Below are 13088 nucleotides of genomic sequence, written 5' to 3' on the forward strand. Positions count from 1 at the left end.
CCTGGCGCAGTGGCATTGCGCCAGATCAACCGGGCCGGGCGAGCTGGACCACGCCATGACATGAAAATTCCCTGATATTTCAAATGCTTTACAAGGGACTGATTTTGAAATAAAGTCCGGCCCCATGCGCAAAAAAACCCTCAAATTCCTGACGGCCATGGCGGCGGCGATTCTCGTCTCCGTCCCGTTCTCCGTCTCGGCAGATGAGCTCAAAAGCGACGAACAGAGCTTTTTCCAACGGTATTCCAGCGGTGTTCAGGAACTGATCATCAAAGGCCTGGAATTCGTCGGCGTCCCCTACCGCCGCGGCGGCACCAACCCGGACGTCGGCATGGACTGCTCCGGTTTCGTGCAGCGCGTCTTCTCCGAATCCATCGGCATCAACCTGCCGCGCACCGCCCGGGAAATGAGCGGCGTTGGCGAACAGGTATCCAAAACCGAACTCAAGCCGGGCGACCTGGTGTTCTTCAACACCATGCGCCGCACCTTCTCCCACGTCGGCATCTACCTCGGCAACAACCAGTTCGTTCATGCGCCCCGTCCCGGCGGCGAGATCCGTGTCGAAGACATGCGCCAGAGCTACTGGACGCAGCGCTACGACGGCGCGCGACGCATCACGGAACAGTAAGCGCCTCGGCGCTTAACGTCAAAACCGGCCCCAAGGCCGGTTTTTTCTTGGCCGCGGCGACGGCATCTCAAGGCCGGAATCCGGCGGGAGCAGTTCCATCGATCCCGGCTAGGTCAAAACAAGAAGATTTCTCATTTACACCTCCACCCGGTCTAGCTAGAATCCCATCGGACTACCCAGCCCCGCCCGAGCCTTGGCGCACAAGCGGTGCCGCCCCCCCTGCTCAGACGATCACCGGAGGATATTGATGAAGACCGTGAAGCTCCTGAAGTTGCCGTTTGGCCGTTCCCTGCTGGCCATCGCCTTGGCCGGCACGGCCCTGGGCGCCCCCCTCGCCCAGGCCGCCGAGGACAAGGTGCTCAACCTCTACTCGGCCCGCCATTACCAGACCGACGAGAAGCTCTACGAGAACTTCACCAAGCAGACCGGCATCAAGATCAATCGCATCGAGGCCAAGGAAGACGAGCTGCTCGAACGGATCAAGAACGAGGGCGCCAACAGCCCGGCCGACGTGTTCCTGACCGTGGACGCGGCCCGCCTGGCGGTGGCCCACGAGCTGGGCCTGTTCGCCCCGGTCAAGTCGAAGGTGCTCGAATCCCGCATCCCGGCCAACCTGCGCACCGACGACTGGTTTTCCTTCTCCACCCGGGCCCGGGTGATCGTCTACAACAAGGCCGCGGTCAAGGCCGCCGACGTGCAGACCTACGAGGACCTGGCCGATCCCAAGCTCAAGGGCAAGTTCTGCTCCCGCTCCGGCTCCCACCCCTACAACCTGTCCCTGATGTCGGCCATCATCGCCCACCAGGGCGAGGCCAAGGCCGAGCAATGGGCCCGGGGTCTGGTGGCCAACTTCGCCCGCGCCCCCAAGGGCGGCGACACCGACCAGATCAAGGCCGTGGCCGCCGGCGAGTGCGGCGTGACCATCTCCAACACCTACTACGTGGCCCGCATCATGCGGTCCGACAAGGCCGAGGACAAAAAGACCATGGAAGCCGTGGGCGTGATCTGGCCCAACCAGAAGTCCTACGGCACCCACATCAACGTTTCCGGCGGCGGCATGCTCAAGACTGCGCCGCACAAGGAAGCGGCGGTGAAGTTCCTCGAATACCTGGCCTCCGACGACGCCCAGCGCTACTTCGCCGACGGCAACAACGAATGGCCGGTGGTGGCCGGGCTCAAGTTCGCCAACCCGGCCCTGGACAGCCTCGGCAAGTTCAAGGCCGACGCCCTGCCGGTAGGCTCCCTGGCCATGTACCGGACCAAGGCCCAGGTCGTCTTCGACCGGGCCGGCTTCCGCTAAACCCAGGCCTGGGGTAACGCCCCGGCCCGTGACGGAGTCGAACCAAAGCAAACGCCCCGCAGTCGCGGGGCGTTGTCGTTTGTGGCGCAAACCGAAACCGCCGATTACCGGGTTCCGGCAGTGCGGCAGCCGCAGGAGTTTGCCGGCAATCGGCCGGTGGCCAAAAAGCCTCGGCCGGACGATTCATTAAGATTCATTAATAAAACTAATACAATCGCTCAGCCAAAAACAAAAGGTCCGCGCCAGTTCTTGAGTTTCACTGGACCAACCTTCGAATACATGAAGAAAATTAATGTATCGAGGCCGTTCCACGTCACGCCACCGGAGCCACCCGCACCAGGGCCGGATCGGCCGCCCGTTCGAGCAGTACCCGTACCCGCCCCTGCCAGCGGGCACGGAAATCGGCCCCCATGGCCTCGTCGGCTTCTCCCATCAAGCAGGCCCCCATCAGGGCGCCTATTTCCGGGTCCGCCGGCACCAGGCCCAGGTCCAGGGCCACATCCACCGCCGCCCCCGTGGCCAGCCGCGTCAAGCGGACGTCTCCCGGCACCCCGCGCCCGAAGCCGAGCAGGTTGCGGCGGTTGAAGCGCCCCGCCAAGCCGCGAAAGCCCGAATCCTCGGTGGCCCCGGTGACCAGGGTGAACACGCTGGCGGTGACCCCGGTCACCCCCTCGTCGCGCCGCCCGGGAAGTTCCACCAGGATGCCGCCCCGCTCCGGCAAACCCTCCGGGTAGAGAGCCGCCAGACCGCGGCAGGCCATCAGCCAGGCCCCGGCCACGGTGGGACAGGAATGGCCGGTCAGGCGCACCGCGTCGGTGTAGGAGTAGGTGAGCACGCCCTCCTCCGCCGCGCCGAGAAAGTCGGCCAGGGGGTCGCGCACCGTCAGGGTCGGGGCAAAGGCAAAAAAGTCGGGCATGGGCATGGCCGGGCTCCTTCAGGCAGGCGCCGGCCGGCGCGCGGGGCGCCCGAGGCCGGCGGAAAGCAGGTGGGGACAAGGGAGCAGGCAGTGTGGCGCCCCCGGCCCGCCCCGGCTTTGGCCTGGGTTAAATCCACGGAGCGGCGACTGGCGACCGCCGCTTAGAGTCGAAGGGCCATGGAAGCGCCCCGCAGGCGCGGCAAAGGCGCGGCAAGAATGCGACGAAGGCAGGCCGCCCGCTGGGGAGCACACCGGAAGCCGCATCCTCGGCCCCGGGGCCGCAGGCAGCCTCAGCCCTTGCGGCTGCGGGCGATCTGGCGCGACAGGGCGATCAGGGGCAGCAGCCCCACGGCGACGATGGCCAAGGACGGTAGGGCCGCCTCGGCCAGGCGCTCGTCGGCGGCCAGGGTGTAGGTCTGGGTGGCCAGGGTGTCGAAGTTGAAGGGGCGCATCACCAGGGTGGCGGGCAACTCCTTCATCACGTCCACGAACACCAGCAGAGCGGCGGTGAGCAAGCTGCCGCGCAGCAGCGGCGCATGGACCCGCACCAGGATGCGCCCCTGGGTCAGCCCCAGGCTGCGCGCCGCCTCGTCCATGTGCGGGGTGATCTTGCCCAGGCTGGCCTCCACGGTCTGCAAGGCCACGGCCAGGAAGCGCACCAGGTAGGCATAGACCAGGGCGCTGATGCCGCCGGTGATGAGCAACCCGGGATTGCTGCCAAACCAGGCCTGCCACTGGCCCGCCAGCCAGTTGTCGAGACGGGTCACCGGGATCAGCACCCCCACCGCGATCACCGAGCCGGGCACCGCGTAGCCCAGCCCCACCAGCCGGTTCAGCACCCGGGCCGCCGGACGCTTGGCCAGCCGCGCCCCGTAGGCCAGCAGCAGGGCCAGCAGCACCGCCACCAGGGCGGTGAGCGTCGCCAGGATGGCGCTGTTGCGCGCCAACAGGGCGAAGCGCTGCCAGCCCAGGCCCTCCTCGCTATCCCCCAGGGCCAGCCGCACCAACAACAGGGCGGGCAGGACGAAGCCCATCAGCAGCGGCAGGGTACACCCCAGGGCGGCCAGCCAGCCCTTGACCCCGACCAGGCGGCCCCGCGCCGGCCCCCGTCGGTTGCCGCTATTGCCAAAGCGGGCACGCCCACGGGAGGTGCGCTCCAGCACCAGCAGCAGGGCAACGAAGCCGAGCAGGCAGGCCGCCAGCTGGGCAGCGGCGACCCGGTCCCCCAGGGAGAACCAGGCCCGGTAGATGCCGGTGGTGAAGGTCTGCACGGCGAAGTAGGCCACCGTGCCATAGTCGGCCAGGGTTTCCATCAGGGCCAGGGCCACGCCGGCGGCCACCGCCGGGCGAGCCAGGGGCAGGGAAATGCGGAAAAAGCTGGCCCAGGGCGACAGGCCGAGCATCCGCCCGGCTTCGAGCAACCCACCGCTGCGTTCCAGGAAGGCGGTGCGGGCGAGCAGATACACATAGACGTAAAGCACCGAGACGAACATGGCGATGGCCCCTCCGAGACTGCGCACCTCGGGGAACCAGTAGTCGCCGCGTTGCCAGGCGAAGGTCTCGCGCAGGGCCGTCTGCAAGGGGCCGACGAATTGCAGGAAGTCGGTATAGACGTAGGCCAGCACATAGGCCGGCATGGCCAGGGGCAGCACCAGGGCCCATTCGAAGAAGCGCCGCCCGGGGAACTCGTGCATGGTGGTCAGCCAGGCCGCCCCCACCCCCACCGCGGCCGTCCCCGCCCCCACCCCCAGGCACAGCCAGACGGTGTTGAGCAGGTATTCAGGCAGCACGGTGCCGGCCAGGTGGCTCCAGGTATCGCTGGTGCCGCCCTGGGCCAGGTTGGCCAGAACGCTGGCGACAGGCAGGCCGACCAGGGCGGCGACCGCCAGGGCGAGGAGCAACAGGGGACTGACGCGGAAGGAGGAAATCACGGGAATCGCCGGAGGGGCGCTGAGCGGCGCGGGTTTTTCGGCCATTATAATGGCGATGATGAGAATGCTTCTCCCCTCGACCGCTCCCGCCATGGCCCACCTCGAACTCCAGCACGTTGTCCAGCGCTACCCCACGCCCACCGGATTTCACACCGTGGTCGACGGCATCAGCCTGACGGTGCCCCCCGGCACCATCGCCTGTCTGCTTGGGCCGTCGGGCTGCGGCAAGACCACCCTGCTGCGCTGCATCGCCGGGTTCGAGGAAATTGCCGAGGGTGAAATCCGCCTGGCCGGCGAGGTGGTCTCCCGCCCCGGCTTCCACCTTCCCCCGGAGCAGCGCCGCATCGGCATGGTGTTCCAGGATTACGCCCTGTTCCCGCACCTGACCGTGGCCGCCAACGTGGCCTTCGGCCTGGGCGACCTGCCGCGCGCCGAACGCATGCCGCGGGTCGAGGAAATGCTCCGGTTGGTGGGCCTCACCGGCCAGGGCGAAAAATTCCCCCATGAGCTCTCCGGCGGCCAGCAGCAGCGCGTCGCCCTGGCCCGGGCCCTGGCCCCCCGGCCGCGCCTGGTACTGCTCGACGAACCCTTCTCCAACCTGGACACCGAGTTGCGCGAGCGCCTCTCCCTGGAAGTGCGCGACATTCTCAAGCAGAGTGGCACCACCGCCATCCTGGTGACCCACGACCAGCACGAGGCCTTCGCCATGGCCGACGAGGTGGGGGTGATGCACGGCGGCCGGGTGCAGCAGTGGGACACGCCCTACAACCTCTACCACCGGCCGGCCAACCGCTTCGTCGCCGATTTCGTCGGCCAGGGTGCCTTTCTCCCCGGCCTGGTGGTCAGCCCCACCGAGGTGACGGTGGAACTGGGCCGGCTCGAATCGTCCCTGCCCCTGGAATGCAGCGCCCTGTGCCAGACCTGCGACAGCTGCCCTCTGGCCCGGGAAGGCTGCCATGTGGACGTGCTGCTGCGCCCCGACGACGTGGTGCACGACGACCTGAGCCCGGTTACCGCAGCCGTGGAACACAAGGCCTTCCGCGGCGCCCAGATCCTGTACACCCTGCGCCTGGACAGCGGTGCCCAGGTGCAGGCCCTGGTGCCCTCGCACCACAACCACGCCCTGGGTGAAAAGATCGGCATTCGCCTCGACGTGGACCATGTGGTGGCTTTCAAGACCCCGGCCGCGACAAGCACCGCCCCTCGTCAACCGGCCAGCGCCAGCGCGGCATGATCACCTGGCTGGCGCCGGGCGCCACCCCCTGCTTCCCCCCCACCGGGCTGGCCCTGGACGAACCCAACGGCCTGCTCGCCGCTGGCGGCGAGTTGAACGCGGCCTGGCTGTTGGCCGCCTACCGGCGCGGCATCTTCCCCTGGTACAGCGACGACCAGCCGATCCTGTGGTGGACCCCGGACCCGCGCATGGTGCTGTTCCCCGGCGAATTCCGCCTCTCCCGTTCCCTGGCCAAGCGGCTGCGCCAGGGGCGCCTCGACAGCGGCCCCTACACCGTGCGCCTGGATACAGCCTTCCCCCAGGTCGTGGCGGCCTGCGCCCAAACCCCGCGCCCCGGGCAGCACGGCACCTGGATCGTGCCCGCCATCCACCGCGCCTACGGCGAACTGCATGAACTGGGCTACGCCCATTCGGTCGAAGTCTGGGTGGAGGAGCGGTTGGTGGGTGGCCTGTACGGCGTCGCCATCGGACGGATGTTCTATGGCGAGTCGATGTTTTCCCTGGAAAGCGACGCTTCCAAGGTGGCCTTGGCCCACCTCGTCCGCTTCCTCCACGCTCATGATTTCGAACTGATCGATTGCCAGATGCGCACGCCCCACTTGGCCTCTCTGGGGGCGCGGGAAATTCCCCGACGGGAATTCGAGGCGCATCTGGCCGAACTGACCGCGCCCTCCGTGGCGTACGATGGAGCCCGATGGCCCGCTGACGGGGCCCGCATTCCTCTGCAAGGTTAACCATGGCGCTGCTCGACGACTCCGAACTGCCCTTTTCGCTGCTGCAGTTTTACGCCACCTCGCCCTACCCCTGCAGCTATCTGGCAGACCGGACCGCCCGTTCCCAGGTGGCCACCCCCACCCACCTGATCACCACCGAGGTCTACAGCGCCCTGGTGCGGCGGGGCTTTCGCCGCAGCGGCGTGTTCACCTACCGCCCCTGGTGCGACCACTGCCGGGCCTGCGTGCCGGTGCGCCTGCCGGTGGCCCGCTACACCCCGGACCGCTCCCAGCGCCGTGCCCTGCGCCGCAACGCCCATCTGACCGTACGCGAACTGCCCCTGGGGTTCTACGACGCCCACTACGACCTCTACAACCGCTACCAGGCAGCGCGCCACCCGGGGGGTGGCATGGACCAGGACAGCCAGGAACAGTACGCCCACTTCCTGCTGCAAAGCCGGGTGGACACCCGGTTGGTGGAATTCTCCGACGCCGGCCGGGTACTCATGGTCAGCGTCATCGACGTGCTCAGCGACGGCCTCTCCTCGGTCTACACCTTCTTCGAACCGGACCTGCCCCAGGCCAGCCTGGGCACCTACAACATCGCCTGGCAAGCGGCCCAGTGCCAAGCCAACCACCTGCCCTACCTGTACCTGGGCTACTGGATCCGGGAAAGCCCGAAGATGGCCTACAAATCCCGCTTTCGCCCCATGGAAGGGCTGATCGACGGCGAATGGCGCGAACTCGGCCCCGCCGACCTCGGCCTTGACGAGCCGGACTGACCCCCACCGCCTGCGCAGCCGCCCCTGGCCAAACCCCGCGCCAGTAGCCAATCTCCACGGGGTATCCGCCAAGAACAAGCAATGGCGCGCCTCGGCGAGCACCTATCGCCGAACACCGCGCCCCGCCTAGACCTTCAGGCGACGGTCGGCCAGCTTCCGGGGCTAGGGTAAAATGGCGGGATGCTCTATACCCTACTGCGCTCCGCACTCTTCTCCCTCGACCCCGAAACCGCCCACCACCTGGGCCTGTCGGGGATGAACTTCGCCGCCGCCGCGGGCCTCTCCCGCCTCGTTGCCCCCCGCGTCCCCGCCCATCCGGTCGAAGTGATGGGCCTGACCTTCCCCAACCCGGTCGGCCTGGCCGCCGGCCTGGACAAGAACGGCGAATACATCGACGGCCTGGCCGCCATGGGCTTCGGCGCCATCGAGATCGGCACCGTCACCCCCCGCGCCCAGCCCGGCAATCCCAAGCCCCGCCTGTTCCGCCTGCCCCAAGCCCAGGCCATCATCAACCGCATGGGCTTCAACAACCACGGCGTGGACGGCCTGCTCGCCAACGTCGCCCGCTCCCGCTTCGCCCAGAGCGGCGGGGTGCTCGGCATCAACATCGGCAAGAACTTCGACACCCCGATCGAGAAGGCCGCCGACGATTACCTGACCTGCCTGAACAAGGTCTATGCCGTGGCCAGCTACGTCACGGTCAACATCTCCAGCCCCAACACCAAGAACCTGCGCGAACTGCAACGTGACGAAGCCCTGGACGACTTGCTCGGCCAGCTCAAGGCGGCCCAGACCCGGCTCGCCGAGCAGCACGGCCGCTACGTGCCCCTGGCGCTGAAGATCGCCCCGGACCTGGACGACGCCCAGATCGTGGCCATTGCCGATGCCCTCAAGCGCCATCGCATCGACGGGGTGATCGCCACCAACACCACCATCGGCCGGGAAGGCGTCGAGGGCCTGCCCCACTCCGAAGAGGCCGGCGGCCTGTCCGGCGCGCCGGTGCGGCTCAAGTCCGACGCCGTAGTACGCGCCCTGGCGACGGCCCTGGCCGGCGAAGTGCCGATCATCGGCGTCGGCGGCATTCTCAACGGCCTGGACGCCCGCAAGAAGGTGGAAGCCGGCGCGCAAATGGTGCAGCTGTACACCGGCTTCATCTACCGTGGCCCGGACCTGATCCGGGAAGCGGTCAACGAACTGTCCCGGGTGTTGCCAGCCAAATCCTGACCTGAATGTCTACCCGGGGCGCCCCCTAACGCCCCGGGTAGACACCCCGCCGTGCCACCGGCATGGTTGAAGGCCGCCGCGGGGAAGCCGATAATTCGCGCCAGCCCATCCAGCCTCGCAGCCAAGGTAACCAACGCAGCAACGTCCTCCTGATATGAGCCATTACCTCTTCGTGGTCATCGGCGCGGTGCTGGTCAACAACGTCGTGCTGGTGAAGATCCTCGGCCTGTGCCCGTTCATGGGGGTTTCCAAGAAGCTGGAGACCGCCTTCGGCATGGGCGCCGCCACCACCTTCGTGCTGACCATGGCGACCGGCGCGTCGTACATCATCGACCACTTCCTGCTGCTGCCCTTCGGCCTGGAATACCTGCGCACCCTGTCGTTCATCGTCACCATCGCCGCCATCGTCCAGCTCACCGAGATGGTCATCCAGAAGTCCTCCCCGGTGCTGCACCAGACCCTGGGCATCTACCTGCCCCTGATCACCACCAACTGCGCGGTGCTCGGCGTGCCCCTGCTCAACATCGCCAACCGCCACAACTTCGTCGAGTCCCTGCTTTTTGGCGCTGGTTCGGCGGTGGGCTTCTCCCTGGTACTGATCCTGTTCGCCGGTATCCGCGAGCGGATCGACGGCGCCGACGTGCCCACCCACTTCAAGGGCACCGCCATCGCCATGGTCACCGCCGGGCTGATGAGTCTGGCCTTCATGGGTTTCTCCGGTCTGGACAAGTACCAGTAATGCTCGCCGCCATCGCCGTCATGGCCCTGGGCGCCCTAGTCCTGGGCGCCGCCCTGGGGTACGCCTCGATCAAGTTCAAGGTCGAGGGCGATCCCCTGGTGGACAAGATCGACTCCTGCCTGCCCCAGACCCAGTGCGGCCAGTGCGGTTTCGCCGGCTGCCGCCCCTACGCCGAAGCCATCGCCAAGGGCGAGGCCGACATCAACCAGTGCCCCCCCGGCGGCGAAGAAGGCATCCGCCGCCTGGCCGACCTGCTCGGCCGCGAGTTCAAGCCCCTGTCCGCCGAACACGGTGTGGAAAAACCCAAGGCCGTGGCCCTGATCGACGAGCAGACCTGCATCGGTTGCACCCTGTGCATCCAGGCCTGCCCGGTGGATGCCATCGTCGGTGCCGCCAAGCAGATGCACACCGTGGTGGACGCCCTGTGCACCGGCTGCGAGCTATGCCTGCCACCCTGCCCGGTGGAGTGCATCACCATGGAACCCATCGCCGAGGACATTGCCACCTGGAAGTGGAAGTACCCGGTGGTGGCGATCACTCCGGCCTCGGCCACGACGCCGCCCCCTTCCTCCCCCGCGCAGGCCGCCTGATGGGCATCTTCTCCTTCAAAGGCGGCGTCAAACCCGCCAGCCACAAGGCCGAATCCACCGTCCTGCCCATCGCCGAAGCGCCCCTGGTGGCGCGCTACGTGGTGCCTCTGCACCAGAGCATCGGCGGCACACCCCGGCCCTGCGTCGCCGTGGGCGATGCGGTGCTGCGTGGCCAGCGTATCGGCGAGGCCGACGGCTGGATCTCGGCGGCGGTGCACGCCCCCACCTCGGGCACCGTGGTGGCCATCGAGGACGCCCCCATGCCCCACCCCTCGGGCCTGCCCGCCCCGGCGGTGGTGATCGAGGCCGACGGGCGGGACGCCTGTATCGAGCACCGGCCGGTGGACCCGGCGGCCCTGGGCCCGGACGGGGTGCGCGCCTATTTGCAGCAGAGCGGCGTGGTCGGCCTGGGTGGGGCCGTGTTCCCCTCCCACGCCAAGCTCAGCGTCGGTAAGGCCGGCGCCCTGGACGAACTGGTGATCAACGGCGCCGAGTGCGAGCCCTACATCACCTGCGACGATCTGCTGATGCGCGAGCGGGCCGAGGGTATCGTCGCCGGCATCACCCTGTTCCGCGACCTGCTCAAGCCGAAGCGGGTGTTGATCGGCATCGAGGACAACAAGCCCGAGGCCATCGCCGCCATGCGGGCCGCGGTGGCCAAGGCCGGCGAAGATTTCGCCGTGGTGGCGGTACCCACCCGCTACCCCACCGGCGGTGCCAAAGAGCTGATCCGGGTGCTCACCGGCAAGGAAGTGCCCGCCGCCCAGCGCTCCACCGACCAGGGCGTGCAGTGCTTCAACGTCGCCACCGCCTACACCGCCTGGCGTGCCGTGGCCTTCGGCGAGCCGGTCACCTCCCGGCTGGTCACCGTCACCGGCAACGTGGCCACCGCCCGCAACTGGGAGGTGCGCATCGGCACCCCCATCGCCGAGGTGATGGCCCTGGCCGCCCCCAAGGCGGATACCGACGGCGTGGTCATGGGTGGCCCGATGATGGGGGTGATGCTGCCGGACACCGCCGCCCCGGTCATCAAGGCCACCAACTGCCTGATCGCCCACTCGCCGGCCCTGTTCCCGCCCAAGCCGGCGGAAATGCCCTGCATCCGCTGCGGCGAGTGCGCCCGGGCCTGCCCCCACCAGCTGCAGCCCTTCGAACTGTACTGGTGGAGCCGCGCCAAGAACTTCGGCAAGGCCCAGGAATACGAGTTGTTCGACTGCATCGAGTGCGGTTGCTGCAACTTCGTCTGTCCTTCCCGCATTCCCCTGGTGTCCTACTTCCGCTTCGCCAAGAGCGAGATCTGGGCCCGGGAAAAGGAAAAGAACGCCGCCGAGGCGGCCAAGGCCCGCTTCGAGTTCAAGCAGTTGCGCGACGAGCGGGAGAAAGCCGAGAAGGCCGAGAAACTGGCCAAGGCCGCCGCCCGCCAGGCGGAAAAGGCGGCCGCGGAAAAAGCCGCTGGCACAACCACAGCGTCTGGACCGGCCACACCCCCAGCCAGCGGGGTGGCAGCGCCTGCCCCGGCTGCCAGCGATCCTGATGCCGCCAAGAAGGCCGCCATCGCCGCCGCGTTGGAACGGGCCCGGGCCCAGCGTGCCAACGTGGCACCGCGCAACACCGATGATCTGAGCCCGGCCCGGCAGGCTGAAATCGCCGCCATTGATGCCCGCCGCGAGGCCATCCAGACCACGCCGCCCCCTGTCGCCGGGGGCAATGGCGGCGACGCGCCCGTGGATGCCGAAGCGGCCAAGAAGGCGGCCATCGCCGCCGCCATGGCCCGGGCCCGGGCCCAGCGCGCTGCCGTCCAGCCGCGCAATACCGACAATCTGACCCCGGCCCAGCAGGCCGCGGTTGCCGCCATCGACCAGCGGCGCGAGAGTGCTGGCCTCGCCGGCCCCACGGTGGCCGCCGAAGTGTCGCCCCCGGCCGCCCCCGGCGCCGAACCGCCTACCTCATCATGATCGACCAACCCGCGCCCTACCTGCTCAAGCCGGCCAGCGTCACCCAGGTGATGGCCCAGGTGCTACTCGCCCTGCTGCCCGGCATCGCCGCCTACGTCTGGTGGTTCGGCCCGGCCATCCTGGTCCAGCTGGCCATCGCCAGTGCCACGGCACTGGCCGCCGAGGCCCTGATCCTGGCCCTGCGCGGCAAGCCCCTGGGGCCGTTCCTGAGCGATCTTTCGGCCCTGGTCACCGCCTGGCTGCTGGCGCTCACCCTGCCGCCCACCCTGCCCTGGTGGCTGACGGTGGTGGCCGTGCTGTTCGCCATCGTGGTGGCCAAGCACCTCTACGGCGGCCTCGGTCAGAACCCCTTCAATCCGGCCATGGTCGGCTTTGCCGTGGTGATCGTCTCCTACCCGGCCCTGGTCTCCCAGTGGCCCGGCATTGCCGGCCCGGACACCTTCGCCAGCCAACTTGACGCCATTCTCGGCCAGCGCGCCGGCCTGGATGCCCTCACCGGCGCCACTCCCCTCGACCACCTGAAGACCGCCCTGAAGCTGGCCGAGGGCAGCGGCAGCGTGGCCATGGTGCTGGGCGATGCCACGGTCTACGGCCACGTCGCCGGCAAGGGTTGGGAATGGGTCGGCCTGGGCTACCTGGCCGGCGGCCTGTTCCTGATCGCCCGGCGGATCATGACCTGGCACGTCCCGGCGGCCTACCTGGGCGCCATGGCGCTGCTCGCCGGCGGGCTGTGGCTGTTCGACAGCCAGAACTTTGCCTCGCCCCTCTTCCATCTGCTCTCCGGCGGCACCCTGCTCGGCGCCTTCTTCATCGCCACCGACCCGGTCTCCGGCAGCACCACGCCCCGGGGCAAGCTGATCTTCGCCGCCGGCGCCGCCAGTCTGGCCTACGTGATCCGCGTGTTCGGCGGCTACCCGGACGGGGTGGCCTTCGGCGTGCTGCTGATGAACCTGTGCGTGCCGCTGATCGACATGTACACCCAGCCCCCCATCTTCGGCGCCAAGGCCATGGCCGCCGCCGGACGCAAGGGAGAACGCTGACATGCACGGCACCTCTCCCCAAAACCCTGCCACGCC

General features: G+C 68.3%; 12 protein-coding genes. 10 read left to right on the forward strand and 2 right to left on the reverse strand.

Annotated features, from left to right (window positions below; all coding sequences use genetic code 11):
• The first annotated feature begins 124 nt into the window (after window positions 1-124).
• Window positions 125-628, forward strand: coding sequence for a C40 family peptidase (locus tag OTERR_RS09870; RefSeq protein ID WP_054621384.1), 504 nt, complete (start codon window positions 125-127; stop codon window positions 626-628).
• Window positions 629-875: 247 nt separating this feature from the next.
• The gene (locus tag OTERR_RS09875; protein ID WP_149425644.1) at window positions 876-1928 is read left to right on the forward strand and encodes a Fe(3+) ABC transporter substrate-binding protein; all 1053 of its coding nucleotides are present in this window, start codon (window positions 876-878) and stop codon (window positions 1926-1928) included.
• Window positions 1929-2241: 313 nt separating this feature from the next.
• Here the strand turns inward: OTERR_RS09875 and OTERR_RS09880 are convergent, their stop codons facing one another.
• A complete protein-coding gene (locus OTERR_RS09880; RefSeq protein ID WP_149425645.1) occupies window positions 2242-2850 on the reverse strand; it encodes a hypothetical protein in 609 nt (202 codons plus the stop codon).
• Window positions 2851-3134: 284 nt separating this feature from the next.
• Window positions 3135-4772, reverse strand: coding sequence for an ABC transporter permease (locus OTERR_RS09885; RefSeq protein WP_425466036.1), 1638 nt, complete (start codon window positions 4770-4772; stop codon window positions 3135-3137).
• A 94-nt stretch (window positions 4773-4866) separates the two neighbouring features.
• On the opposite strand from OTERR_RS09885, the gene OTERR_RS09890 reads away from it, so the two are divergent.
• The 8 genes from OTERR_RS09890 to OTERR_RS09925 all read left to right on the forward strand — a co-directional run bounded on the left by OTERR_RS09890 (window position 4867) and on the right by OTERR_RS09925 (window position 13052).
• Window positions 4867-6009: an ABC transporter ATP-binding protein gene (locus OTERR_RS09890; protein WP_149426505.1), complete on the forward strand. Its 1143-nt coding sequence runs from the start codon at window positions 4867-4869 to the stop codon at window positions 6007-6009.
• On the forward strand, window positions 6006-6743 hold the full coding sequence (aat, locus tag OTERR_RS09895; protein WP_054621388.1) for a leucyl/phenylalanyl-tRNA--protein transferase: 738 nt from the start codon (window positions 6006-6008) through the stop codon (window positions 6741-6743). Before OTERR_RS09890 ends, aat begins: the two co-directional genes overlap by 4 nt.
• A gap of 2 nt (window positions 6744-6745) precedes the next feature.
• Window positions 6746-7504 (forward strand): arginyltransferase, encoded by a 759-nt coding sequence (locus OTERR_RS09900; protein ID WP_149425647.1) that lies wholly within the window; start codon window positions 6746-6748, stop codon window positions 7502-7504.
• A gap of 180 nt (window positions 7505-7684) precedes the next feature.
• Window positions 7685-8728 (forward strand): quinone-dependent dihydroorotate dehydrogenase, encoded by a 1044-nt coding sequence (locus OTERR_RS09905; protein WP_149425648.1) that lies wholly within the window; start codon window positions 7685-7687, stop codon window positions 8726-8728.
• A gap of 154 nt (window positions 8729-8882) precedes the next feature.
• Window positions 8883-9467, forward strand: coding sequence for an electron transport complex subunit RsxA (gene rsxA / locus OTERR_RS09910; RefSeq protein WP_054621391.1), 585 nt, complete (start codon window positions 8883-8885; stop codon window positions 9465-9467).
• Complete coding sequence (gene rsxB, locus OTERR_RS09915) at window positions 9467-10057, forward strand: electron transport complex subunit RsxB (protein WP_054621392.1); 591 nt, start codon at window positions 9467-9469, stop codon at window positions 10055-10057. The genes rsxA and rsxB overlap by 1 nt, the downstream gene beginning before the upstream one ends.
• Window positions 10057-12012 (forward strand): electron transport complex subunit RsxC, encoded by a 1956-nt coding sequence (rsxC, locus tag OTERR_RS09920; RefSeq protein WP_149426506.1) that lies wholly within the window; start codon window positions 10057-10059, stop codon window positions 12010-12012. Before rsxB ends, rsxC begins: the two co-directional genes overlap by 1 nt.
• Entirely contained in the window at window positions 12009-13052 is a 1044-nt protein-coding gene (locus OTERR_RS09925) for an RnfABCDGE type electron transport complex subunit D (RefSeq protein ID WP_149425649.1), read from the forward strand. The genes rsxC and OTERR_RS09925 overlap by 4 nt, the downstream gene beginning before the upstream one ends.
• Window positions 13053-13088: the final 36 nt, after the last annotated feature.

The organism is Oryzomicrobium terrae (assembly GCF_008274805.1).
Lineage (GTDB): Bacteria > Pseudomonadota > Gammaproteobacteria > Burkholderiales > Rhodocyclaceae > Oryzomicrobium > Oryzomicrobium terrae.